The organism is Prevotella sp. oral taxon 317 str. F0108, assembly GCF_000162415.1.
Classification (GTDB): Bacteria; Bacteroidota; Bacteroidia; order Bacteroidales; family Bacteroidaceae; genus Prevotella; species Prevotella conceptionensis.
Window position 1 is genome coordinate 402,419 of the sequence record NZ_GG740074.1, and the last position, 26,109, is coordinate 428,527.

The 26,109-nt window shown below is 48.3% G+C and carries 21 protein-coding genes; 7 read left to right on the forward strand and 14 right to left on the reverse strand.

Annotated elements, in window-relative coordinates; all coding sequences use genetic code 11:
• Positions 1-73: 73 nt before the first annotated feature.
• From HMPREF0670_RS11065 to HMPREF0670_RS11080, 5 genes are all read left to right on the forward strand, one after another.
• Positions 74-901, forward strand: a complete 828-nt coding sequence (locus HMPREF0670_RS11065; protein ID WP_009231234.1) for a hypothetical protein — start codon at positions 74-76, stop codon at positions 899-901.
• A 289-nt stretch (positions 902-1,190) separates the two neighbouring features.
• Entirely contained in the window at positions 1,191-1,382 is a 192-nt protein-coding gene (locus HMPREF0670_RS16405; protein WP_009231235.1) for a hypothetical protein, read from the forward strand.
• Positions 1,383-1,467: 85 nt separating this feature from the next.
• Positions 1,468-2,421, forward strand: coding sequence for a YitT family protein (locus HMPREF0670_RS11070; RefSeq protein ID WP_009231236.1), 954 nt, complete (start codon positions 1,468-1,470; stop codon positions 2,419-2,421).
• An 86-nt stretch (positions 2,422-2,507) separates the two neighbouring features.
• Positions 2,508-2,822: a DUF3467 domain-containing protein gene (locus HMPREF0670_RS11075; protein ID WP_009231237.1), complete on the forward strand. Its 315-nt coding sequence runs from the start codon at positions 2,508-2,510 to the stop codon at positions 2,820-2,822.
• Positions 2,823-3,280: 458 nt separating this feature from the next.
• Positions 3,281-3,655 (forward strand): DUF805 domain-containing protein, encoded by a 375-nt coding sequence (locus HMPREF0670_RS11080; protein WP_009231238.1) that lies wholly within the window; start codon positions 3,281-3,283, stop codon positions 3,653-3,655.
• Positions 3,656-4,222: 567 nt separating this feature from the next.
• On the opposite strand, the gene lpdA is transcribed toward HMPREF0670_RS11080, so the two are convergent.
• From lpdA to HMPREF0670_RS11125, 8 genes are all read right to left on the reverse strand, one after another.
• Positions 4,223-5,581: a dihydrolipoyl dehydrogenase gene (gene lpdA / locus HMPREF0670_RS11085; protein WP_009231239.1), complete on the reverse strand. Its 1,359-nt coding sequence runs from the start codon at positions 5,579-5,581 to the stop codon at positions 4,223-4,225.
• Positions 5,568-7,049 (reverse strand): aminomethyl-transferring glycine dehydrogenase subunit GcvPB, encoded by a 1,482-nt coding sequence (gene gcvPB, locus HMPREF0670_RS11090; protein ID WP_009231240.1) that lies wholly within the window; start codon positions 7,047-7,049, stop codon positions 5,568-5,570. The genes lpdA and gcvPB overlap by 14 nt, the downstream gene beginning before the upstream one ends.
• A 13-nt stretch (positions 7,050-7,062) precedes the next feature.
• A complete protein-coding gene (gcvPA, locus tag HMPREF0670_RS11095) occupies positions 7,063-8,385 on the reverse strand; it encodes an aminomethyl-transferring glycine dehydrogenase subunit GcvPA (protein ID WP_009231241.1) in 1,323 nt (440 codons plus the stop codon).
• A 20-nt stretch (positions 8,386-8,405) separates the two neighbouring features.
• Positions 8,406-8,786 (reverse strand): glycine cleavage system protein GcvH, encoded by a 381-nt coding sequence (gcvH, locus tag HMPREF0670_RS11100; protein WP_009231242.1) that lies wholly within the window; start codon positions 8,784-8,786, stop codon positions 8,406-8,408.
• 282 nt (positions 8,787-9,068) lie between these two features.
• Entirely contained in the window at positions 9,069-10,160 is a 1,092-nt protein-coding gene (gene gcvT / locus HMPREF0670_RS11105) for a glycine cleavage system aminomethyltransferase GcvT (RefSeq protein WP_009231243.1), read from the reverse strand.
• 15 nt (positions 10,161-10,175) lie between these two features.
• A complete protein-coding gene (locus HMPREF0670_RS11110) occupies positions 10,176-11,144 on the reverse strand; it encodes a lipoate--protein ligase (protein WP_009231244.1) in 969 nt (322 codons plus the stop codon).
• Positions 11,145-13,590: 2,446 nt separating this feature from the next.
• Positions 13,591-14,181: a hypothetical protein gene (locus HMPREF0670_RS11120; RefSeq protein WP_009231246.1), complete on the reverse strand. Its 591-nt coding sequence runs from the start codon at positions 14,179-14,181 to the stop codon at positions 13,591-13,593.
• 389 nt (positions 14,182-14,570) lie between these two features.
• Positions 14,571-14,897 carry a cupin domain-containing protein gene (locus HMPREF0670_RS11125; protein ID WP_009231247.1) on the reverse strand — a complete coding sequence of 109 codons (327 nt, stop codon included), beginning with the start codon at positions 14,895-14,897 and terminating at the stop codon, positions 14,571-14,573.
• 366 nt (positions 14,898-15,263) lie between these two features.
• On the opposite strand from HMPREF0670_RS11125, the gene HMPREF0670_RS11130 reads away from it, so the two are divergent.
• Complete coding sequence (locus tag HMPREF0670_RS11130) at positions 15,264-15,929, forward strand: Crp/Fnr family transcriptional regulator (RefSeq protein WP_009231248.1); 666 nt, start codon at positions 15,264-15,266, stop codon at positions 15,927-15,929.
• A 328-nt stretch (positions 15,930-16,257) separates the two neighbouring features.
• Here HMPREF0670_RS11130 and HMPREF0670_RS11135 read toward each other — a convergent pair whose 3' ends face one another.
• The 6 genes from HMPREF0670_RS11135 to HMPREF0670_RS11160 form a co-directional block, all read right to left on the reverse strand.
• Positions 16,258-17,916 (reverse strand): AMP-binding protein, encoded by a 1,659-nt coding sequence (locus HMPREF0670_RS11135; protein WP_009231250.1) that lies wholly within the window; start codon positions 17,914-17,916, stop codon positions 16,258-16,260.
• Positions 17,917-17,929: 13 nt separating this feature from the next.
• Entirely contained in the window at positions 17,930-18,484 is a 555-nt protein-coding gene (locus HMPREF0670_RS11140) for a helix-turn-helix domain-containing protein (RefSeq protein WP_009231251.1), read from the reverse strand.
• 281 nt (positions 18,485-18,765) lie between these two features.
• Positions 18,766-19,749 (reverse strand): hypothetical protein, encoded by a 984-nt coding sequence (locus HMPREF0670_RS11145; protein WP_009231252.1) that lies wholly within the window; start codon positions 19,747-19,749, stop codon positions 18,766-18,768.
• Positions 19,750-19,768: 19 nt separating this feature from the next.
• Positions 19,769-19,999 carry a hypothetical protein gene (locus HMPREF0670_RS11150; protein WP_009231253.1) on the reverse strand — a complete coding sequence of 77 codons (231 nt, stop codon included), beginning with the start codon at positions 19,997-19,999 and terminating at the stop codon, positions 19,769-19,771.
• An 840-nt stretch (positions 20,000-20,839) separates the two neighbouring features.
• Positions 20,840-22,381, reverse strand: a complete 1,542-nt coding sequence (locus HMPREF0670_RS11155) for a membrane protein (RefSeq protein WP_044078167.1) — start codon at positions 22,379-22,381, stop codon at positions 20,840-20,842.
• 281 nt (positions 22,382-22,662) lie between these two features.
• Entirely contained in the window at positions 22,663-24,717 is a 2,055-nt protein-coding gene (locus HMPREF0670_RS11160) for an HD family phosphohydrolase (RefSeq protein WP_009231255.1), read from the reverse strand.
• Positions 24,718-25,173: 456 nt separating this feature from the next.
• Between HMPREF0670_RS11160 and HMPREF0670_RS11165 the strand changes: the two genes are divergently transcribed.
• Positions 25,174-25,890 carry a Bax inhibitor-1 family protein gene (locus tag HMPREF0670_RS11165; RefSeq protein WP_009231256.1) on the forward strand — a complete coding sequence of 239 codons (717 nt, stop codon included), beginning with the start codon at positions 25,174-25,176 and terminating at the stop codon, positions 25,888-25,890.
• The last annotated feature ends 219 nt before the right edge of the window (positions 25,891-26,109 follow it).

Sequence of the window (26,109 nt, forward strand, 5' to 3'; positions counted from 1 at the left end):
CGACAACAGCGGGAAGGCGTATTTTCAAAGCACGCCTATTATATAATGTAATAAACTAAACGAAGTATTTACAATGAAACATAGTATTATCAATTATGCATGGGCCTTGTTGGGATTGGCTTTCATGGCTGCATGTGCTGACGAACAAGGTTCTGAACCTGGAAACGACAACACCGCCGTGGCTACGATATACCAACTTGACGCCAAAGATCCACTAAACCCCGATAACGACATGCTTTTGCGTGTGGCCACCAACAGCAAAACTGATGCAGTTTACTACGCAAGCATACCTAAGGCCGAGTTTGAAACAAAGATGCAGCAGGGAGGTGAAGAGGCTATTAAAGACTTTGTGATTGCAAGCGGAACGAAAGTGAAAGATTTGTCGGGCGGCGCGGTGGCTGATGTTGCCGTTGAAGGCATGACAGGAGAATATAAAGTGGCAGTAGTGGCCACGGGCGCAGGTGCCAGAACGCTTAAAGTGTTCGACTTCACTGGATTGTCATGGAGTGATATGGCTAAGGGAACTTATACTTTCGCGCTTGTGTCGTTCGGTGAGAACAAGGTAAAGGTGATAAAAGACGTTGTATTGCAGAAATGTGAGAACCGGGAAGGGCTTTACCGACTAAATAAGGTTTATAACGGTAAAAGCAACATTAAGTTCACCCTGTTGAATGCTAAGCAAGACGATTATCAATTTGTTGCCGTTTCCACACAAGCCACCGCTCTGAACGGCGTTTATATTCGCGACCTTGCCACAAAAGAAAACAACCAAGCATTTGCAACAGACCCGGAGAAAGGTTGCAAGCTATACAAGGACAACAAAGTGACGCTAGTTTTAAATTACTTTACCGCAAAAAATGACTATGGCGCTGTTGTTGAGACATTCGTTCCTAACCCATAGCACTGGCACATTGGCTTGTAGTGCTTGTTAGACTGCACAGCTTTCCGATTAAACATCAGGCGGACTTAACGCTCCTTTTGTGAGAGAACGTTGAGTCCGCCTTTGTGTGTAAATTCAGTTCATCCGTTTTATGATTTCTCGGTGTGTTATATAACCGTAAGTATTGCTTGTCAATTTACTTGGTGCGAAGGCCTAAGCACCAGCTTAGCCCACCTTTCTCTCTCCTCTTATTAAATGATGTTCTTGTGTATTCTAGCTGGTAAGAATTAGTGTTTACGGCCGTGTGCAAATGAAAGGACGAGTAATGGGACTTGCTTTGAAGGCAGTTAACGACTTTACGGCCGAATTGTGTTTGGTAACGACCCTAGTAATGGGACTTGTTTTGAAGGCAGCTGGCGACTTTACGGCCGAATTGTGTTTGGCAACGGCCCTAGTAATGGGACTTGTTTTGAAGGCAGTTGGCGGCAGAGGTACACATTAATTCATTGCTCCACCCCATATTTTTTATTTCGTTGCTTTCTTTTTTCACGATTATTGCGTATCTTTGTCGCATAAAAAACCAAAGTATGTTGACGTTAAAAAGATACACGCTACTAAAAGATCTAGTATTACTAACTATCGCCATGTTCATCGGCAGCTTGGGATGGGCCATCTTCCTGCTTCCGAACCACATCACCACGGGTGGCATACCAGGCTTGGCATCCATTCTTTACTGGGGTTGGAACATTCCGGTGCAAGTTACTTTCTTGGGCGTAAACGCCCTATTGTTGCTCATTGCCTTAAAGGTGCTGGGCTGGCAGTTCTGTCTTAAAACGCTCTATGCGGCTGTGATGTTCACGCTTTTCAGCGCATTGGGGCAGCATTGGATGGAAGGCTCCACGCTTTTGCAAGGCCAACCCTTCATGGCCATCGTGCTGGGTGCGGCCAGTTTGGGCAGCACCGTGGGGTTGGGACTGGCCAGCAATGCCTCAACTGGCGGCACCGACGTGGTTGCGGCCATGATTAACAAGTATCACGACATTTCACTTGGCAAACTCATTTTGCTAGTAGACATTTCTATTGTCACAGCCAGCTACTTGGCCTTGCGCAATTGGGAGGAAGTGATTTACGGCTATGTATTCCTCTTTATCTTCTCCATCTGCGTAGATAAGGTGGTGAACATGATGCACCAGTCGGTGCAGTTCTTCATCATCTCCAACAAGTACGAGCAGATAGGACGTGCCATCAATGTAAATGCACAACGCGGTTGCACCACCATCAGCGGTCATGGCTTTTATTCGGGACGCGAGGTGAAGATGCTCTTTGTTTTGGCTCGCCAAACGGAGTCGGGCAAGATATTTTCTATCATCAACGAGATAGACCCTGCTGCCTTTGTTTCGCAGAGTTCGGTAATTGGCGTTTACGGTTTGGGTTTCGACAAGTTCAAGGCCAAACGTAAGAAGAACAAGATGATGAAAGAACAAGCCGAGCGACTGGGCGTTGACGTGTCGCCCGACGAAAGCCTTGCGACAAAAGCGTAAAACTTTAAACACAGACTCTTATATATAATAGGGCTTACCCATGAACACGAACATGTGGCTAGCCCTTGCTTAACACCGATAAAGATATGGATCAGAAACAACCCGTTCCCTTTGAAATGGACTTGAAGCCCGAAGTTGCTTCGGGCGTGTACTCTAACTTTGTGCTAATCTCGCATTCGCCAAGCGATTTCATTCTCGATTTCGCTCGCATCCTGCCTGGCATGCCTAAGCCCGAAGTGGCTAGTCGCATCATCATGGCGCCCGAACATGCCAAGCGTTTGCTCATGGCCTTGCAAGAGAACATCTTTAAATACGAACAAGAGTTCGGCAAAATCCAGTTGCCCCACGAAGGTTCTCGCACCATCGCCCCATTTAACGTGGGCGGGAACGGCGAGGCATAAAAGGTAAAAAGCTAGTTGGATCAGTCGGACTAGTCGGACCAATCAGACTTGTCGGACAAGTCGGACTAGTCCGACCAGTCGGACTGGTCCGACTTTTCTCTCTTCCCCTCTTCCCCTCACAATTCACTGTTACTTCCTTTTTAATCATATCAAATTCCTAAAAAAGAGTTATAATCAAGAAAAATGCAAAAAAAGCGATGAAACACAATGCCAATTTAGAAATTTTCGTTTATCTTTGCATCATGGAAGTTCGCCACACACCTTAACAAGTATGTTTTCTTGCAGCAGACAACCTCTAACAAGACGGGGGCAAGCCAGCTAAACGAAAACAACATGTTGCAGTCGCGATGTGGCACAACCCTTTATGGCGGGCACATCACCCCATTAAGACTTTAATTACTAGTGTCACACAACATAAACTTATAACAGAATTTATCAATAACTTAAACTTTTACATTATGGACATTATTGGAAATTACAAAAACGTCTTAACTAAGAAGTATTCAGACTTTAAAGGCCGTGCCGGCCGTACAGAGTATTGGCTATTCGTGCTCGTTAACGTTGCAATTAGTATTGTTTATCAGATTCTCGTCTCAGTATCAGGAGACAACGCAACAGCGAGATTAGTCATTTCAGCCATCTTTGGCCTGTTTTTCCTGGCGATATTGGTTCCGGGCTTAGCAATAAGCGTTCGCCGCATGCACGACATCGGTAAGGGTGGAGAATGGTTTTTCATTAACTTCATACCTGTCATCGGTGGGATTTGGTTCCTCGTTCTTTGCATCAAAGAAGGTGAACCCACCGCCAACCGCTTTGGCGAACCACAACCCTAAATAAGATTCTACATTAGCAAATAGCCTCTTCCTCTGCCCCAAAGCAACTGCAATGGGTAAAGGGGAAGAGGCTTTGCGCTTTTTAGCATGTATCCGCAGGATGCCATGCGCCCCACTCCACTATTTAATCTTTCTCGCTCGATAGGAAACATGTGCCTAACATGTGCAACAGTGTTTTATGGAGCAACTGATTAGGAGAAGAAAGCTGTTTTTGGAGATTAAGCACCAACCCGGTCGTTAGAGCAATTATTTCAGGTTGTTCCCATCGTTTCCTGTCCATCTTTCGTTTGTTTGTCGGCATCTTGCAAGCCTTATTCGCTTAACCTAGCCTGCTACGCCTTCAAGCATAAGACTGGCAAGATGCCGACAATCAAACAAAATCAGCACTGGCTCTAACTGCTGATTGGACTAAAACAACAACCTATACGCCTTACATCTTGGGCCGCAAAAGAAAGCCTGCACCTAGGTGGCTTTACGATGTAACCACACTGGGCGCAGGCAAATTCATGAAGGTAAAATTCGTTTGGGTGTGGCCAACGTCTGTGGCTAGCCACACCTAATAGGTAGTTAAGGCATAAAGGCCATGTCTTGCAGTATCTCACTGAGCGTGGGATGCGTGTGAACGATTTCGCCTAGCTGCGTGAGCGTGGCGCCAAAATTCATCAGCACGGCCACCTCTTGTGCAATGAAAGCTGCATTTTCGCCATAGAGATGACAGCCCAGAATGCGGTCTTGCTCGTCGGTCATCAGTTTAATCATGCCTTCTGTGGCGTTTCCAGCGTTGGCCTTTCCGTTAGAACGGTAGTAGCCCTTACGACATTTGTAGGCTACGCCCTGTTCCCTGCATTGGTCTTCGCTCAATCCAACACTTCCCACTTCAGGATGTGTGAAGATGGCAGCAGGCACAACGTTGAACAAAATGCGGTCTGCATGCCCCACAATGTGGTTAACGGCCCTGAAACCTTGGAACGTTGCTGCATGCGCCAGCATCTGTTTGCCGTTCACATCGCCAATGGCGTACACACCGGGAACATTGGTTTGCATGTTGTCGTCGGTGGTTATGCCAGCCTTTGTGTAGCAGATGTCGGTATTTTCCAAACCCAGTGCGTCGACGTTTGCCGCACGCCCAGTGGCCATCAGCACCAGTTCGGCATCGGCGAAGGCCTCTTTGCCCTTCTTCTGGTAGTGCACGCGCAGTGCGTTGTCCTCCGTTTGTTCAATCTTTGTTACACCCGATTGCAGCGCAAACTGCACACCGCGTTGTTCCAACTGCTTGCGAAGCCGTTTGGCAATGTCGCTGTCAAGTGCGGGAAGGCACTCTTTCAGAAACTCAACCACCATTACTTCGCACCCAAAACTGCGGTAGATGCTGGCAAATTCCATACCGATAACACCCGCACCAATGATGCAAAGACTGCGTGGAACGTGGTTGAGGCAGAGCAGTTCGGTAGAGGTAACCACGCCTTTGAGCTGCGCACCCTCTACGGGCAGCACCTTTGCCGACGACCCCGAAGCGATGATGATGTTGTCGGCAGTGTATTCCTCGCCGTTTGCCACAAGCGTTTTGTTGGCCGTAAACCGCGCCTCGCCCCTTACAAAGGTAACTCCCGGCATCGACATTAGCTGTTCAACGCCTTGCCGAAGTTTCTCGGTTATCTCCTCCTTACGGGCAACAACGGCCTGCATGTCGATGTCGAAGGCCGCATCTTTAATGGCAACGCCATATTGTGCAGCCTCTCTTACGGTGTCGGCCACCTCTGCATGCTTGCAAAGCGTCTTCGTTGGGATGCAACCACTGTTAAGGCAAGTGCCGCCAGGTTGGTCCTTCTCGAACACGGCCACCTTCAAGCCCTTGCGTGCCGCATACTCGGCAGTGCGATAACCGCCAGGTCCGCTGCCGATAATCAAGATATCAAACTTGTTCATCAATGCTTTGTTTATAGGTGGTTATGGGGTGTTTGGCCGCCAAAACGTCGTCTACACGACCAACGGGCGTGTTCAACGGCGCGTCTTTCAGTCGCTGGGGGTTGCGTTCGGCATCGTTGGCAATGCTCCTCATCACCTCTATAAAGCCGTCGATGGTGGCTTTGCTCTCCGTCTCGGTAGGTTCTATCATCATGGCCTCGTGGAAAAGCAAGGGGAAATAGATGGTGGGTGCATGGTAGCCATAGTCTAGCAAGGCCTTGGCCACGTCCATTGTACGTATGCCCGTATCTTTGTTTTTCAGTCCATCGAACACAAATTCGTGTTTGCACAGCCCTTCAATAGGCAGGTCGCACACGTCTTTGAGCGCCTCTTTAATGTAGTTGGCATTAAGAGTGGCCAGTTTTCCAACGTTCTTAAGATTTTCTTTGCCCAACGTTAAGATGTAGGTGTAGGCGCGCACCAGTACGGCGAAGTTGCCGAAGAAAGTGCCTAGGTTCATCGTTGGCGCATCGGGAGCGAAACCAAATGGCAGCTCCTCTATCTCGTAACGTTCGCCTTTGCGCACCACATGGGGCGAAGGTAAGAACTGTTCGAGCCCTTTGCGCACGCCAACAGGACCTGCACCAGGGCCGCCACCGCCGTGAGGGGTCGAGAAAGTCTTGTGTAGGTTGATGTGCATCACGTCGAAACCCATGTCGCCCGGTCGGCATTCGCCCAGCAGCGGGTTAAGGTTGGCACCGTCGTAGTACATCAAGCCACCGCAATCGTGTACAATCTTGGTAATGGCAGGTATGTCTTTCTCGAACAATCCCAAGGTGTTGGGGTTGGTCATCATCATCGCTGCCACGTCGTCGCCCAGCAATTGCTTCAGGTGTTCGGTGTCAACGGTGCCTTCGGGGGTGCTTTTCACTTCCACAACATCCAGTCCGCACACGGCGGCCGATGCGGGATTGGTGCCGTGAGCCGAGTCGGGAACAATCACCTTGGTGCGTTTCGTGTCGTTGTTTGCCTGATGGTAGGCACGAATAATCATCAAACCCGTAAGTTCGCCCTGCGCTCCGGCAAAGGGATTAAGGGTAAACTCGTGCAAACCCGATATTTCGGAGAGTGCCTTTTGCAGTCCGTACAGGGCGGCCAACGCCCCTTGGCAGGTGTCGGCAGGCTGTGCAGGGTGCAGATTGGCGAAGGCCGGCATGGCTGCAACCTCTTCGTTGATAACGGGATTGTATTTCATTGTGCAGCTGCCCAATGGGTAAAAGCCGTTGTCTACGCCGAAGTTGTTGCCGCTGTGGTTGGTGTAATGCCTCACCACGGTCACTTCGTCGCATTCGGGAAGTTGTGCATCGCTGCCCCTTTTCAGTTCGTTGGCTATTGGATGTTTCCCGAAAGGGTTGTTCGGCAAGTGAAAGCCGCGGCATCCAGGCCGCGAAAGCTCGAATATCAAGTTGCCATATAATTTGTTGTTCATCTTGTTTCGGGGGTTATTGGGTTACTAAACTTACCAAAAGGTCAACTTCCTCCTTGGTTCTTTTCTCTGTAACGGCAAGCATCAGCATGTCGTCGGCCATCTTAATTCCGCCCAGAATGCCGTTGTCCAGCAAGCGTTGTTGCAGCTGGTCGAGGTTGCCGCCAACATATTTCACGCAGAATTCGTTGAAGAAAGGCTGGTTGAACGCAGGCTTAAACTTACCCGAATGGATGAGCTTTTCGTAGAGATAGTGCGCCCCGTCTACCGACATTTGTGCGGCCTCTTTCAGTCCTTCTTTGCCCATTACACTGAGATAGATGGTTACCCACAAAGCCATAAGGCTCTGATTAGAACAGATATTCGACGTGGCCTTTTCGCGGCGGATGTGTTGTTCGCGTGCTTGCAGCGTGAGCACAAAGGCTCGTTGTCCGCGATTGTCTTTTGTTTGGCCCACGATACGCCCTGGCATCTTGCGCATTAGCTTTTCGGTGCAGCAGAGATAACCCACCGACGGGCCGCCGAATTGCATGGGCAAGCCCAACGATTGGCCATCGCCCACGGCGATGTCTGCCCCCAATTCGCCCGGCGATTTCAGCAAGGCGAGGTCGGCCGCCACGCTATTCATCACGAAAAGTGCCTTTTGTTGGTGGCAATCGTCGGCAAAGCCGTCGTAGTTTTCAATGATGCCGTACTTGTTGGGCTGCTGAACAATCATGCCCGCCACACCGCCTTGTTGCAATTTTTCTTGCATGGCGGTGCGCGATGTGGAGCCGTCTTCGGCAGGAACCACCTCTATTTGCACACCTTGGAAGTGCGTATAGGTGCGTATTACGGCCAAAATCTTATCGTCTACCGTTTCAGACACCAACACCTTGTTGGCCTTCTTGCCCGATGCCACGGCCATAATGGCGGCCTCGGCAGTGGCTGTGCTGCCATCGTACATCGAGGCATTGGCGATGGGCAAACCGGTAAGTTCGGCCATCATGCTTTGAAACTCGAAGATGTAGTGCAGCGTGCCTTGCGATATTTCGGCCTGATAGGGGGTGTAGCTGGTGAGGAACTCGGAGCGCGAAACGAGATATGGCACGATAGACGGCGTGTAATGGTCGTACACGCCGCCGCCGGCAAACACCGTCAGCTGCTTGTTTTGCTTGCCCAAGTTGCCAAAGAGGTTTCTTATTTCTATTTCGCTCTTTGCACTGGGCAGGTCGTAGTCGCGTCGGAATCGTATTTCTTCGGGCACCTCTGCAAAGAGCGCATCCAGCGAAGGCACACCTATCTTATCAAGCATCAGCTTGATGTCTTCTTCCGTATGCGGAAAAAACTTGTATTGCATAGCGTTAGGATTGTTTGGGCTTACTTATTGCAGAACGCCTCGTAGGCTTTGGCATCCATCAGGTTGTCCAATTCGGTTGTATCGGCCATTTTCACCTTCATAATCCAGTTTGCAAATGCGTCCTTATTTATCAGTTCGGGTTCGTCTTCTAGCGCCTCGTTGGTTTCTACCACCACGCCGCTAACGGGCGAAGTGAGGTCGCTGGCGGCCTTCACGCTTTCTACTGCGCCGAAGTCTTCGCCGGCTTCAATTTCATCGTCCACTTCGGGCAGGTCTACATAAACCACGTTGCCCAATGCGTTTTGTGCATAGTCGGTGATGCCGATGTATGCATACTCTCCCTCTACACGAACATATTCGTGCGACTCGCTATAATAGAGTCCTTCTATAAATTTAGCCATAGTGTTGTATTTTAAGTTTTTTAGTTACTGAGTTGTTGGTTAAGGGTTATGGAGTTAAAGGAGTTAAGGAGTTAAGGAGTTAAGCCGTATGCTTGATTGCAGAGTGGACGGCAATCCTTGTCAATTCGTTAACTTGGAAACTTGTCGACTGGTAAACTTGTAGACTTATCGACTTGTCCACTGGCAAACTCGTCAACTAACAAAACATACCCCTCCCCTCTCCCCTTGGAGAGGGGTTGGGGGTGAGGCCTTATCAACTTGTTAACCCATCACCTAGTTGCTTTACTTCTTATAATGCTTATCGTAAAAGCGTTTCTTCACCACTGTTCCGGGGAACGTTTTCTTGCGAATTTGTATTTCGAGCTCGTTGCCCAGCTTGGCGTATTGGCTGTCTACGAGAGCCATGCACACGCTCTTGTCTACCGATATACAGTGGTAGCCAGTGGTTACTTCGCCCACTTTCACGCCGTCTTTCACCACGTCGTAGCCGTGTCTAGGTATGGCTTTGTCTTTCAGTTCAATACCCACCACCTTCTTTTCCACGCCGTCGGCCTTTTGTTTTGCCACAGCCTCTTTGCCGATAAACTCTTCTTTGTCTAGCTTACAGAACATGCTGAACCCTGCCATGACGGGAGAAATCTCGTTGCTTAGTTCGTCGCCGTAGAGCGGAAGGCCCACTTCAAAGCGCAACGTGTCGCGACATCCCAAACCACAAGGCACGCACCGCTTGCTTGCCATCAGCTTATCCCACTGTTCAACGATGAATTCGTGGGGGCCATAAATCTCAAAACCGTCTTCACCCGTGTACCCGGTACGGCTCACAATCACGTTTGCGCCATGTGTTGCGATGGTCTTGGCGGTGTAAAATTCCAGGTCCTTGCAGGCTAAGCCCAGCACCTCTTCCATCACTTGCTCGGCCTCAGGCCCCTGCACGGCCAATTGTCCGTAATAATCAGAACAATGGTCGATGGCCACATCATAGCCCGTTGCGTTCTGGCGTATCCAATCTACGTCCTTATCTATGTTTGCGGCATTGATAACGAGGAAAAATTCGTTTTCGCCAAGCTTATAAACCAGCAGGTCGTCTACCGTTCCGCCGTCGGGATAAAGCATCATTCCGTAGAACACTTTGCCAACGGGCGCACCGGCGATGTCGTTGGTAAAGATGTGGTTGACGTATTTTTCGGCCTCGTTTCCTGTGATATACACTTCACCCATGTGCGAAACGTCGAACACGCCGCAATGGTTACGCACGGCGTTATGTTCGTCGGTGATAGACGAATACTGAATGGGCATGTCGTAGCCCGCAAAAGGTTGCATCAGTGCACCTAGTGCAACGTGCCTGTCGTGCAGGCAAGTTTTTTTATCTTCCATGTTGTTTAGGGGCTTTTATATGATAAGTTTGATAAAGTCTTCCTTACTTAGGTTCATGATAATATCGTCTACCCGTTGGGGCAAGGCTTGCCTAATGGCCTCTTCGGTGTAGGGTACGTTCTTCAGCGTTGCGAGCAAACGATTGTCGATGTCGCCCGTCAAGAAGAAGTCGCCCATGATGTTCACCTGCTTAACGATATTCTTTTTCATCTCGATACGCACCTCAAACTCGCCCACGTTCTCAATCCGCTGTTTCCTAATAGAGGTGTATCGCGGGTTGTTTCCGTAAATAAATTCGGGCGTTAGGTACTCTTTCTCTATCTCCTCGATGGCCAATACGTCGTCGGGCGTCAGCACATGCTTGCCGTTGCATAGCTCTTGCCTGACGAAGGCCTTAAAGTGGGGCAGCGAAATGTTGGTGTGGTCTTTCAGCAAGGCTATGTGTTGCCTTACGCTTTGCACGCCCTTGCTCACCAGTTTGGCATCGGTGGGGGTTATGCTGCCCACCATGTGCTGCATATTGGTGTCGTAGAGCATGGTGCCATGCACGATACTGCGGCCCGGAACGTGGTAAAAGGCCGTGCCCGACACCTTCTTGCCATGTATCAAAATGTCGTTTCGGCCACTTGCCTCGGCCTCCACGCCCAGCTTTTGCAGCGTTCGCGTAACCATGTTGAGGTAATGATTGAAGGTAAGGCTCACGTTTTCGTCTTTCGTAATGTACGAAAACATCACGTTGCTCATGTCGGCATACACGCATCCGCCTCCGCTTTTGCGGCGGAAAGCCTTAATGTTGTGTTCCCGACAATAGTCAAGGTTCACCTCGTTTTCTATAAGTTGGTTTCTACCAAACAGCACAGTAGGTTCCACCTGCCACATGAAAAAGCATTCGTCGAGGTCGAGATTTCGAGCCACGAACTCTTCCATAGCCAGGTAAAACGTTATTTGTCGTATTTGGTTGAAAGGCAATTCAATGTATATCATCTTCGGTAATGCTGCAATTTAGGTATATCAGGCGTGTTTCAAGGCGTTTTTTCGCCATGTGGTTAGGCACGTTTTCGTTAAGCCAAATGAACAATGTTGAGCTTGCTCGAACATTGTCATGGCAAGAAAACGCACTTTTCGAGGAACGAGAAAAGAACGTCTTCGGGGTTTGTCGAACGCATTTGGCGACGTGGTAGATTGCATGTGCGGTTCGCCCCTCATTGATGTTCGATGGCAAAAGTACAACAAAATTGACAGAACAACGAAACTTTTCGAGGGCTATTCTGCGCCCAACCCCTAAGATTTAACATTTTATTAGTGTTTGTTCAATCGGTTGGTGCGCCCACCCATGATGCCTTACTTTTACTAGTTGACACGCTTTCGCTCCCTTTGCTTACAACTTGTTACTTAGCCTCGTGGGTTACACGCCTTAACGTAGTTGTTTTATGGAAACGTTAGACTGAATGGGCAACAGTGTTACGGACACATTGGAGAAACGGTGCCGAGGGGAAACGGTGTGTTGATTGGTAAGCCTTAGCCCACGTTTTACAGATTATAGTTGTCCCTCTGTTTAGGTTGGCAACAACCCTTATCGGCAATTTGCCTGCGTAATGCTGTTCGTTATGGGGCTACAAACTGCTTGCAGCATCTGTGCAAGTGGCCTTGTAGTGTGCGCACAAACAGCCTGGTAGTGTGTGCACAAACAACTTTGTAGCGTAAGTACAAGCACCTGGTTGTGCGAAGTACAAGCACCTTGCAGTGCGCGTACAAACCGCTTGTACAGGGGTAACAAGCCACTTGCAGCAGACTTGCCCCGTTGTTTAAAGGCCATTTCACACCTTTATGCCTGCCCCACCACACTTTAATTAGCGAACAGAAAACGACAAGGCGTTGGACAAGTGCATGATGCCGTCTTGACTTTTAATATTTCTATAAGTTGAGAGGAGTGCAGCACAAGTCTACCCAATGGCTTATAAACTTACGAAAAACGAACAACCCCCGAAGACATCAACTCCCAAACCAAAACACTCACAAACTCAACAACTCAAAAATTCACAAACTCATCAGCTCAAAACCCATCAGTTCAAAATAACATCAACTCATCAACCAAAAAAACCATCAGCTCAAAAAATCGTCAACTCATCAACTCAAAAACTTAAAGTCTTAAATTCTTATATTTTATTTTACAATGACGCTCTAAATTTCGCACCATTCTAGCGAAAATATAGGCTATAAAGTAGGTAAATCACTACTATTTCTTGCTTGCCACGCCTTCTGACGTGTCTGCTTTTAAGAAAACAACCTGCATTTTGCACCATTTTGCCTTTCTAGTTTGGTTGCCAACTCATTTTTATCAACACCCAATTACCCACTTTTAGCCCCTAAAATCCCGCCTTTTAATGTCTATTTTGCCCCTTTCGCCCATATTTTTAATGGTTCTAATAGGTTTATTTATACCAATTGTTATGGATATTTATGCCTTTCGCCTTGCGTTTAGCACCATTTTGCACCGCGTTTAGCACCTTTTTACCTTGCATTTAGCATCAAAACGCACTGCATTTAGCATCAAAACGCACTGCGTTTAGCACCAAAACACACTGCGTTTTGGTGCAAATTGCACTATGTTTAGCCGCAAAAAGCCCCAAAACAGGTGAAAGTGGCGACCTCTTCAAATAAATATGCATTTCGTTGCATTCACATGCTAACCCCTTTTTGCATCAAAACAAACCTTTGCGAGAATCGATTTTCTGCGGCAAGGTGAGCGGTTGGTGGACAAAAAGGGCACTCATAGTGTTAAATTTCTCACCAAATATTTTACATAAGTTGATGTGCTAATGGGTGGAAAGGCGAGCCAGAAGACAAGTTAACCAGTTGCCAAGCTAAGAAGTTGACGAGTTAACCAGTTGGCGAGTGGACAAGCTAAGCAGTTGACGAGTTAACCAGTAGGCAAGTTAACCAATTGACGAGTGGACAAGTTAACAAGTGAACGGGTTAATCGTTCTTTTCTCGTTTTGGCATAAATACGTCCATTTTGACATAAGAACAGATGAAACATAAGGAAGTGCGCTTTACTTTTTCCTCATTATGTGGCACAGGAAAGGTGCTTTCTACTTATAAAGAATGTATTGAAAGAACGCTTGCCAGGCTACTTTTTTAAGAGATTGCTCTGTTCAGCCACAGACGAATGGGACAGAATTTCAGACGTCATCATGTCTTTGCCCAGCACTTCGTACGTGAGCGGGGCGTTTATCTTCTTTTCTCGTTCCTCGGAAAGTGCGTTTTGCAGCGCACAAACATAACCCCCTCTCAGTTTGCAGAAAGGTTAAAATCAAAGACGACTTCCATACGAAAGCACGACCCGCCTAAAACCAATCAACCCCCGATTTTCACAAATCGGGGGTTGATCCTTCCAAATACAGAAGTCAGAATAGATGAAATGAATTGTTTACTTAACAGTTATTGATATGATACCCAAATTATTATCTCCGTCTTTTACTTCAACATCTGTCTTGCCACTTTTTAGTGCTTTAACAGATATCTCGTATTTGTTTACCATCACTTCAACCGTTTTCGGGTCCTTAGCAATGGCGGTATATTTGCCGTTTCCATTCTGAGCCTTCACCACTTCGGTCTTTCCCACTTCCATTGTGAGCGAAGTCTTGTCCAGCTTTAATGTTCCAGCGGCCTTCTTAACAACAACATTAATCACGCCCTTGTCGCCTTTCTTATCGGTAACGGCCAGTGTAGCCGAGCCGGCCATCTTACCTTTGATGGTTATTACGCGGTCTTTCACGGCGACATCGGCAATTTGCTTATTCTTTTCTCCCGACAGCATCGCCTTAAAGGGCGCTGTTCCGTTTTTCACTTTCAGCTCAGTTTCCATGCCTTCCGTTACTTCAACCTTCGTTTTGTCGAAAGTCAACTTGTTCAACATGGGCTTGTTCGAGTCATTGTCTTTGTCGCAAGCGGTAAAAAACAGCATTGTTGCACAGAAGGCGCTTGTGGCCAAGGTTGTCAGTAAAGATTTTGTGTACATTGTCCTTATTTTTAAAGTTACTTTTATTGTTGATTACACCCTATAAACGTGCAAACGGCGAATACTTGCACGAAGAAAAAGTTAAAGGATATTAAACAATAAAGGATGCAGGCATAAAAAAGACCCAAAAACCGCCTAACCACAATCCGCTCTAAGGCAAAAGGCGAGCAAAACGCGATGAAACAGCAAAACGAATAAAGCTGAGACAAAGCATTTTACCCGCCCAGCATCCCTTCCTACACGCCCGCAAAGAAAAAACAAGCGGAGCGATGAAGCAGTATGTGAAACCAATTAGGCTGGTTATGGGCTGATTAGTGTCGCAACAAGATGGGTAAAGCGCGCCATGCAACTGGTTAAGTGCGCCAATGGTGGCGCGCATTGTTGCCGGCCTACCCTCTAATCATCGTGAGCAACATCTTGAAACGCTTGTGGGCGAACAAGGCGTGAGGATGGTTAGCGGGCATGATTATCATTTCGCCTGCCTTAACAACGTGCGGCACGCCGTCAATCTTTACCTCGGCCTCGCCGTCCAACACCTGCACGGTTGCATCGAAAGGAGCAGAGTGTTCGCTCAACCCCTGGCCTTCATCAAACGCAAAAAGCGTTAGGCTGCCGGCATTGGCGTGCACAAATTCCTTACTTACGATGCCTCCTTCGGCATAATTAATCACTTCGTTGGCTACAATCACCGTGGCCTTTTCTATTTTCTTATCCATATCTGTATGAGTTTATATGTTGTTGATTTTATATGTTGTCGAGTTGGTAAGCTTATGGGGGTGGTAAGTTTATGGGTTGGTGAGCTGGTAAGTATGCAGACCTATGGCTTATTAAGTTTCTTGTTTACTAGGTTTACTAGGTCCACTAAATGTTCTAGGCCTACTAGATTAACTCGTTTTACTAGACAACCTAGGCTTACCACTTACCACTTACTACTTACTACTTACTCCTCACTCCTTACTCCTCACTCCTTACTCCTCCCCTTCATCCCTTCTTCAAACAAAATCCATACCAAGCTTTAACCAGATAACATTTGTTACCGAATAGCATTGCCGTTACAAAAATAATGGCTAAATTTGTAACCGATGGAGAAGAAATTATTAAATGCACTGACTCATTGCCCATTGTTCAAGGGCATAAGCGAGCAGGGCCTCGAACAAATCGTGGCAAGCACCAAGCATAAGATTGTTACATTCGACAAGAAAGACATCTACATCCTTGCCGGAATGCCTTACCGCCATGTCGACATCATGGTGCAAGGCGAGATGGTTGCAAGGATGGTGAGCCTTTCGGGCAAGTCGGTAGAAGTGAGTCGCCTTGTGGCAGGCAACTTAATTGCGCCTGCCTTCATCTTTTCGAAAGACAACCTGATGCCCGTAAGCGTAGAAACGGAAACAGAAACCACCGTGCTGCGTATGGAGAAAGCCGACTTTGTGGAACTAATCGACACCGATGCCGTGTTGCGACGCAACTTCATTGCCATCTTGTCTAACATCGACGTGTTCCTTACCAAGAAGATGCGCGTGCTAAGCCTTTTCACCGTGCGCGAAAAGATTGCTTATTTCCTCAAAGAGGCATCGGGCAAACAGGGTTCCAACGTAATTCAGCTCGACAAGTCGCGGCAAGAGATTGCAGAAAGTTTCGGCATACAAAAGTTTTCGCTGCTCAGAACCATGTCTGAACTGGCAGAAGAGGGGGCGATACGCGTAGAAGGCAAGCGCATCACCATACTGGACCGCAACAAGCTGTAAGCCCTTTGCCCATTCGGCCATCGGCATATCAAGCAACAAGGGCGAATCTTGCCCAAACCCTGTTTGCAGCTCTACCAACAACGACATGGCATTAAAGCGGCGACTCTTTTGTTCTGCACACGTGTTGCATACCCTCATTGCGGCAAGTACATAATAAGGAGAACGCGAGTTTGGTATCATCCCAAGCTCGCGTTCTCCTTATATATATAATGTGTATGTGCAAACGCAAAGTGCGCATTCATACAAATGTAATGGTACAACTTAGGCACAATAGCCATTCTTAACAATAGCCACTGCACCTGCATTAAGGCGCAGGCAGCAACCAAGTTTACTTGGCGTTATCCCTCTGCCTAATCTCCACGCGCCTAATTTTTCCACTGATGGTTTTGGGCAGCTCGTCAACAAATTCCACGATACGCGGATATTTGTAAGGTGCCGTTTCGTGCTTAACGTGCTCTTGCAGTTCCTTCTTCAACTCGTCTCCTGCTCGGCCCTTCCATTTCGGATGCAACACCACCGTGGCCTTAACCACCATGCCGCGGATTTCGTCGGGAACGCCCGTGATGGCACATTCAACTACGGCGGGGTGAGTCATCAAGGCGCTTTCCACTTCAAACGGACCGATGCGATAACCGCTGCTCTTTATCACATCGTCTGCACGACCTACAAACCAATAGTAACCGTCTTCATCGCGCCATGCAATGTCGCCCGTGTAATACACGCCGTCGTGGTTGGCCTGATGCGTTAGCTCTGGGTCGCGATAATACTCTTTAAAGAGTCCCAAGGGGCGTTTGTCGCCTATGCGAACCACGATTTGCCCCTTTTCCCCGTCTTCGCACGAAGTGCCATCTGGGCGAACCAGGTCGATGTCGTATTGCGCATTGGGCTTACCCATCGAGCCCGGTTTGGGCTCCATCCACGGCATCGTGCCCAGGGTCATGCAGGTTTCGGTTTGCCCGAAACCTTCCATCAGCTTAACACCCGTGCGTTCGTAGAACTTTCGATAAACGGCGGCATTCAAAGCCTCGCCTGCCGTGGTGCAATAGGTAAGCGAACTGAGGTCGTAGTCGTTGAAATCCTCGTGTATGAGGAAACGGTAAACCGTGGGCGGAGCGCAAAACGAGGTGATGCGGTACTTCTCTATCATGCGCAATATCTTGTCGGCCGCAAACTTTTCGTGGTCGAACACGAACACGGCTGCGCCTGCAATCCACTGGCCATACAGCTTTCCCCACACGGCTTTGCCCCAACCCGTGTCGGCAACCGTAAGGTGAATGCTCTCCGGACCCAGGTTGTGCCAAAACACGCCCGTAGGGATGTGACCCAAAGGATAAAGAAAATCGTGGGCAACCATCTTGGGTTCGCCGCTCGTACCGCTGGTGAAGTACATCAACATGATGTCGTCGTTGTCGTTAACCTTACTGGGGCGCACAAAGGGAGCGGCCTTCTCCACGCCCGTTTGCCAACAATGGAAACCCTCGGGCACGTCGGGACCAATGCTGACGAGTGTCTTTACCGAAGGGCTTTCGGGCATTGCGCCCCTTACCTGCGTAAGGACATAATCTTCGCCCACACAAACAATGGCCTTAACACTGGCGCTGTTGTTGCGATAAACAATGTCGTGCGTGGTGAGCATGTGGGTGGCAGGAATGGCCACAGCACCAATTTTGCACAAGGCCAGCATGGCAATCCACCATTCGTACTTGCGTTTAAGGATGAGCATCACCATGTCGCCACGGCCAATGCCCAACGCTTGGAAGTAAGATGCAGCACGGTCGCTCTCCCTTTTCAAATCGGAAAAGGTGAAAAAGCGTTCGCCTCCCTCCTCGCTCACCCAAATGAGCGCCGTTTTATCTGGTGCTTCGGCCGCCCAAGCATCCATCACATCGTAGGCAAAATTAAAGTTATCCGGAATGATGAACTGTAAGTTCTTGTTGTAATCTTCTGTCGAAGAGAAAGTTGTCTGCTTTAAAAATCTTTCTACCATGGGGGTTTTTCTCCTATATTATAACACATAAAAACTTCACAGGCTTACCCCCAAGGGCTTGCATGCGATGCGGTTTGGTGGCGTCGAAGTAAACGCTGTCGCCTTCTTTGAGCACCATCACCTTCTCGCCAAGGGTCAATTCCATCGTCCCTTCAACGATATAGTCGAACTCCTGTCCGTTGTGGCTGTTCTTGCGGTACGACTTACCCTCGGGAAGTGGGTCTACCTGTGCGAGGAAAGGCTCCATTTTGCGCCCGCGAAAGCCGCTGCCCAGACTTTGATACTTATAGTCGTTGCCGCGTTCCACGCTCAATCCGTTGCCCTTGCGCGTAAGATAATAGGCACTCATACGAGGTTCCTCGCCGAAAAGCAGCACGTCGAGGTCGATGCCATAGCGTTTTGAGATTTTCGCCAAGCGATAAACAGAAGGGTCGGCCGTGCCGTCTTCCATCTTCAGATAATGCTCCAAGGATATGCCACACAGGTCGGCAATTTCTTCTGCGGGTATGTTCAGCACTTCGCGCAGGCCTTTAAGGCGTTGCCCGATTGTTCTTATTGATTCTTCCATTGTCTTAATTCATGTTGTTAAATGCCCTGCAAAAATATGTAAAAACGCTCTGTTTCCGTCATTTCATGTTCCACTTTAAAGGGGTTTTCAACATTTTAACAAATTTACCGCACGTTTAACGCCGCCTTGTGCAGTATTTAACATAACGGTTCGGCATTTCACTAAAAAACGAGACCCGCCCATTGAGCAAGTCTCGTTTAATGTTGTTTGCGTAAAGCCTTTTATACTTCTCACTGCCTTAGCGAGGGAGCTCATATCGGTTTGATGCTGTTTATCGCCTGTCATTTCGTAAGCTCTATGGCAAGCACATAGCTGCCATTAACATCGAACACAAGATTCTTAAATTGCAATTCTGCGCCAGTGATGTCTTCGCCATAGATTGTTCCGCTGTTGAACTTCATCTTCAAGTCGGCTGCATTAGTGGTAAATAGCAGGTACGTAAATTCATTTGCCAAGGCAAAGTGCGTGTTGTTGCCCGCCTTTTGTACACTTCGGCCAAAAGTAATGGGCTGTGAGAAGGCACTTTTCGTGGCCGTCGACCAGTTGTTGTTCCTCAATTCGTACTTCAAACTGGCAGGCAAGCCCTCACGATTGGCGTTAGACAAGGTTGCCGTCATAGGGCCAAAAGCCTCCGTCCCTGTTATTTTCATCTTCAGCCTAACCCCCTTACGTTTCATGGGGAAAAGCACTACCTGCCGCCTGGGCTCATGCTTTATAATCTCACTCACATAACCAACGAAAGCATCATCAGCATTGGCGCGATTAATCATCAACACCCCATCTTGCCTATACAGCTTGCTATTGTAGAGCAGAAAATGATAATAGTCGTGTTCAAGAATAATATCTTCCTTACCATCCAAGGAAATAAACTTGCCATTCTCCACTTTCCCCGTTAGTTTTCCCTGAAACTCGTGGGTATAACCATTATAGGTTTCCATTGTATAGGTATCGTTAGGCAAAGTGCGCGTCATCTTTGATGCCGTTTCCGAGAACCTGTCGGGCGTTAATGTGGCGATGGCCCGCATGCCATTGCTAAGGTTTATCGTATCGCTTTGCACGGAACTTGTGCCTGCAAACATTTTTTGTGGACCATCTCCATGATTGGAATAGTCGTCAAACTCTGCATTGAACACCAAATTTCTTAATGTATTTTGCTTAGGTTTAATTACGTTGTTGCCGTTATCAGCAGAAGGTTCGTTGGCACAGGCTGTCAAAGCGGCGAAAGCAATAGCGCAAACTACGCCATTTAGCGTCGTATTCTTCATACTCGTGGTTCTCTCTCAATTAGTATTCAACATCGTCTTCAAAAAACATCATGCCTCTGGCTGGTGCGTTTTTACGGCCAACCCGTATGGTGCCCACATTGTGTTCGCCCCTGTTTTCGTAACCCGAGGGCGACGTGTTGTTACGGACGTCGGTTCTTACTGAAACACATAGGAAGTCGATGTTCTCAATTTTAACCATATCGCACTGCGGCGACATGTAAGGTAACTTGTTTTGTTGTTCTCTCTTCATTTTTGTTTATAATTAGTATTGTTTGCTTTTTAGATTGGCGCACGTGGGGTTTCCCCGTGCCAGGTAACGCATAATGCCCTTTCCCCGCCAGGCTAAGCCGAAGGGAGGTGAATAAAATCTGTGTTTGTTGTTGGCGCAATAAAACGATTTATTCTAGTTAGCATCAAAAATAATTAGTTACAATGATCGATAGAAACGACAGGCCGCAAGGGTTAATTGCATGAGCCTGGGTTATCGTTATACATTATTGGTGATTGCGAATACGTGCTGCAAAATTAGTTCTTTTTTCGGTTATATAGTTGCATTTATTACAAAAGCAGGCTTTTTATGGTTCTTCCGTTAAATGCGTAGATGAGGAATTTTGTTTTTAGTAAGGATGAATTTTTAATATCATTTCTCACCATTTCTACTATCCTCATTTTTAGTTAGTTATATTTTCTGTTGTTGCCTTATTAGGTGACGGATCTGTTTACCCGTAAAAGTTAATTATTGTACAAATCTATCCATTTAACGGAAGAACCCTTTTTATTGATATAAATCAGTTATTTAATGGCCTTTATCGGAGCTTTGTTATAATAAGGAGGAAATTCTACTCATTAGGCTAGTATACTTTGAAAGCGTATGGTACATGGGGATTTTAGCTAACAGGCAAATGCTTTGAACGATGCGTACGCGCCCAAGGCAACACCGAACAGCAAACCCAATGGCTTACCAGTGCCTTACCATGTGGTGGTGTTGAAGTTGGCGTTGGCGTACGGACATAAAAAAGGCCCATACCGTTTTGTCCTCGCGGATGAAGATATGGGCAGAGAATTAGAGAGTTAGATAAAGTATTTTTTCCTAGAATTCGACGTCAAGCCCCACACCCAACACTTTGTTGGTACGGGTAAATCGATCGGTATTGTCGAGCGTAACGGTGGCCAATGGGTTGGCGTTTGTCACCACCGTTTGCTTGTAGGTCTTGTCGAAGTTCTCGTAGTTGGTCCAGAAATAGGCCACGTTGAGCTTCATGTTCTTGGCCAATCGCACTTGTGCACCAAGGCCAATAGAGTAGCTGCTGGTAACGAAACTCATGTCCGAGAGGTATGCGCCGTCGCCCAAATCGTATTTCGTACGCTGTCCGCCTGCGCTAACCGTGATGTCGGGCGTTACGTCCCACTCCATTCCGGCCAAAAATTCTTGGGTGTTTCCGCCCAAAAGCTTTTGCTTGTCATTGGCCATCTTCGCACTCTTGTCGAAGTAGAGATGGTACGATGCCATTGCGCGGAGGTTGGGAAAGATGGCGTATTGCGTACCGATGGTCCACAAACCGGGCAAGTCGCTGGGCGTATTCACGCCGTGTTGGAACAGTCCCGTGTCGTCAACCTTCGTATCGTTCTCGATGTTGAGGTGCGTATTCAACTCCAAACGCGTGCCGAAGTTCCATCGTCCGGTCTTGAAGTCTAAGCCGATTATCGGCGTTACGCCCCACCCTCTCTGGGTACACTCCAAGTATTTGTCCTTCACTTGGCCTTGCTTTTCACTCATCAGCCTGGCCCCGCCCTCTGCTTTGGCTGCACCTGCAAGCAGTTTGGCCTTCAATGTGGCATCGGTTGTGGCCTCGGCCTGTGCCTTCAGCGCGGCAGCCTGTGCGTTAAGCTGGGTGGCCTTGTTGCCGAAGTAGGCGTAGAGGTTTTCGTTCGCGCCGGCAATGTTGGCCGTTATGTCGGTTATACTTCCCGTGTACCTATTATATACATAGTTCACGCGCATGCCTGCGTATGCAGAAAGCTGGTCGTTAAACTTGTATGTGGCACCCATCTGTACGCCAAAGATGTATTGTTGGCCCTTGATGTTGCTGGCAAGCGAATAGGCCGGCGTGGGAGACGTTAGTCCCGCTTGTGCCAACGCTGCGGGTATGAGGGCTACTTGCCGTTCGAACGAACCCAGCCCCTCATCGAATGTGGCCTTACCGCCGCCGCCTATAAGTCCGATGCCCACCTGGAAACTCCACTTATCGCCGACGTATGCGCCTTGAAACGACGGCAAGATGGGCACAGAAGCTTTTCCAACATACTTCTTCGTGCCTTCGGCATCGCCCGCGTTCAATGAAAGGGGATGATAGAAAGGGGTAGACTTGGCTGCCTCAACCGACATTCCACTTCGAATGGTGCGGGTTTGATAGGCATTTTGGAAGTTGAAAGACAGGTGCCACCCCTTTTCTAGGAAGGCAACACCAGCAGGGTTGCTGTAAACTCCGTCGATGGCAATCACGCCATCGCGTGCGAAGTTTCGGTTAAAGGCAATGTTCTGATTGGTATTCGTAAGCAGTCCGCCTGCGAACAACGACTGGCAACACATTGCCAAAACAGCGGCCGAACTGGCCTTTTTGAATGAGCGCATATTAAACAGTTGTTAATATTGTTGGTTACAAAGTTAGTGAAATTGTTCGAATTATCACCACGTATCACTGGAATTTAACCAATCTTAATGTTATTATTACGAAAAATATTACTAAAAGTATTGTTTTGTTGCACGTTATCAGCCATTTGTGCAGTTCTACATGTACGTTTCTGCTATCGGCCGAGCCAACATCGCCTCATCTTTCACCATTAAGACAAGGAGAAACAACGCATGCGTCTGCTATCGGCAACGCGGGCATGGAGTGCCATATCGGCAGCCGGTCAGCCCCGTTTAAGCTCCGGATACGATATTCGTGTGTGGTAAATGCTTTTGAGACGTTCCAGCAAAACAGCCTTTGCCACGGCTATATCCCTGAATGTTATCGGGCATTCCTTAAAGTGCCCCTCTTCCAATTGTGCATCTACCAAGCGGTCTATCAGTCCCTTAATGCTTTCTTCAGTGTATTCGGGCAGCGACCGCGAGGCAGCCTCCACCGTGTCGGCCATCATCAGTATCGCCTGTTCGCGTGTAAAGGGGTCGGGCCCTGGATAAGAGAAGTCGCGAACGTCCACCTCCTCGTCGGGATGTTCGTTCTTATAATTAATATAAAAGTATTTAGCCATCCCCGTACCGTGATGGGTGAGGATAAACTCGCGAATAAACGTGGGCAGGTTGGCTTTTTCGGCCATTTTCACCCCCTCGGTAACGTGACTGATGATGATACGTGCGCTTTCTTTATAGGGCAGGCCCTTGTGTGGGTTAACGCCCACTTGGTTTTCGGTGAAAAACGCGGGTGCCTTCATCTTCCCAATGTCGTGATAAAGCGCGCCGGTACGCACCAGCAAGCTGTCTGCCCCAATGCGGTTGGCTATCTCGGCAGCAAGGTTGGCCACGGTGATGGAATGCTGGAACGTGCCTGGAGCCACCTCGCTCATCTTCCTGAGCAAGCCTTTGTTGGTGTTGGAGAGTTCGAAAAGCGTCACACTAGAAGTGAAACCGAAGGTGCGTTCGATAACATACATCAGCGGATAGGCCAGCAACAGCAGCACACCGTTGGCCACGAAGTGGCTATACATGCTCGTCTCAAAGTTGGCGATGTCGCCTGTCTGCATCAGTTGCAGCGTAAAGAACACCAGGAAGTTGGCCAGGGTCACGAACAGCGCACATTTGAACAGCTGTGCCCTACCCGACAAGTCGCTCAACGAATAAATGGCCACCAAGCCACCGATTAGTTGCAGCAAGAGGAACTCGAATTGGTACTTCACCGCCACAGCACAGATGAGCATCGTTACCACATGCGTGGTGAAAGCGGTGCGCGAGTCCATGAACACGCGGATAAACATCGGTCCGATGGCAAACGGAATGATGTAAACGCTCAGCAAGCTGTGTTCCATAAAGAGCGACACCATAATGGGATAGAGCGTTATCATCACGTAAAGCATCACCACCGAGCGCGCTTTCTGCAAATACTGCGGGCGGAACATCACCAAGAAACTCGTAAACAGCCCCAACAGCAGCAGCACATAAATGAATTGGCCGATGATGGTGTTCTTTATCTCGCCCTTCGACACGTTGCGGCGCGCCACTTCCTTCTCCATCGAGGCCAGCACGCGGTAGGTTTGTTCGTTCACAATCTCGCCCCGGTCTATTATCTTTTGCCCCGAAAGCACCATGCCGCTTGCCAAAGGCACGGATGCCAGCAGGTCGTTCAGTTCGGTTGTGCTGCGTTCCTTATCGTAAGTCATGTTCACATGCAGGTAACCAACGATGTCGGCCTGCTGCAAAGCCGAGCGGTATGCCGACAACACATCATCGTTGAGCAGCTGCTCGTAGGCCTTCATGGTGCTGTAAATGCAGCCCACCTGCATGCTTTGCACACGCTTACCTATAATTACGCGCACCATGCTGCCCGAATCTTTGGCAATGCTGTTGTATTGCGGCGTGCCGATGATGCCGGCCTGGTAAAGTCGGTGCAGCCTGTCGTAAAGTGTGCGCATCTGCGCCACGGGCATCCCTGGTATTCCTTTTGGAAAATCAGCTTGCAGCTTGGCCAATTGCCGTTTCTCCATGCTCCTGTCGTAATGGTAGTAGGGTTGGAACAGCGCCAACAGCGAGTCGCGCTCTTGTTGTATCACCTGGTCGCTCTTATAAATGGGAAAGTCGAACTTGGCGATGAGCGACCCATACATCCACGGCTTGCCCACATCGTAACGCATCTGCGGCGTATTGTTGCGCGGCAGAAACCATACGATGACCAACAACGAAACAAGTACGAAGCCGCTCAACGCCAATACGCTGTTCAAGGCCCGCCCTTTGGTTATAATGGATTTGTTCATGTGTTCACGAGTTTATGAGGCGACGAGTTCATGAGCTGCCGAAAAAAGGTTCGCTTGCAAGTTCATTGCCTCATGCGCCAACCAAAAATCGCCTGCAAAAGCTCAGTCGTGGCGCGGCATTGGGCGTAACCCCTTAACATATCATCTCATTAAACTCCCCATAAGTTCTCCTTAGCTACTCGGTAAATCTCCTCAATTTATCATCTTGTTATACCCTGCGAATATACGAAAAAGGCATCACATGATAAAGCAAAACCATGTTTTTTATGCTTTTATGCCTGCAATTTGTTTGTTTTCTATACAAAGCATGCCATATAGCAGGCTTTGTTGGTCTGTTTATCACGTTGTTTAAGAGAAACTTCTTCATATTTGTTAAATTCTTTGAACACGCAAGCGTTTATTGAAGAAAACGTCTTATCTTTGCCTATTCAAAACAATTAACAGACAAACAAAGTTATGGAACAACAAGATTTCGACAGACTAATAAGGGAAAAAGAGGGTGCCTTATCGCTTGCCTTCCCCGCATTGATGCGTAAAGTGTACGTTTGGATGACGCTTGCCCTCATCATCACCGGCGTTACGGCCTACGGTGTGGCCCACTCTGAGGTGCTGATCAGCCAGATGTTCGAAAGCCGTGCCGTGTTCATGGTGCTCATCATTGCCGAGCTGGCGTTGGTTTTCGGCATCAGCCGTTTCATCAACAGGCTCTCGCTCACAACGGCAACCTTGCTTTTCATCCTTTACTCGGCCCTCAACGGGGCAACGCTCTCGGTAATTTTCCTGGCCTATTCGGCCAGTGTCATCACCAAGACGTTCTTCATCACCGCAGGAACTTTCGGCACGATGGCCTTGTTTGGCTACTTCACCAAGGCCGATTTGTCGGGTTTGGGCAAGATACTGCTGATGGCTCTCGTTGGAATTATCATCGCATCGATAGCGAACCTCCTCTTTTTTAAGAGTGGAATGTTCGACCTTATCGTGAGCTACATCGGCGTGCTTGTGTTTGTTGGCCTTACCGCCTACGACTCGCAGAAGATTAAAGAGATGCTCATGCGGGCCGAAGATGCGGATGAGAACGCACAAAAGATGGCGTTGATGGGTTCGCTAACACTTTATCTCGACTTCATCAACCTCTTCCTTTACCTGCTCCGCATATTCGGAAGAGAGAGGTAAAGGCAGAAGAAAGAAAAAACAAAAAAGAACAACACACAACCGGCCTCCCCCCCCCAGCCCCTCTCCAAGGGGAGAGGGGAGTGGTATGCCTTGCGAACACAATGTGCATTGCAATAAAACAAGGCGTATTACTCTCCCCCTCCCTCTTCGCGTGGAATGAAGGTGAGGCCGAATGCTGTGGGTATGTGCCTAACAGTATTCGTTGTAAAAGCATACTAC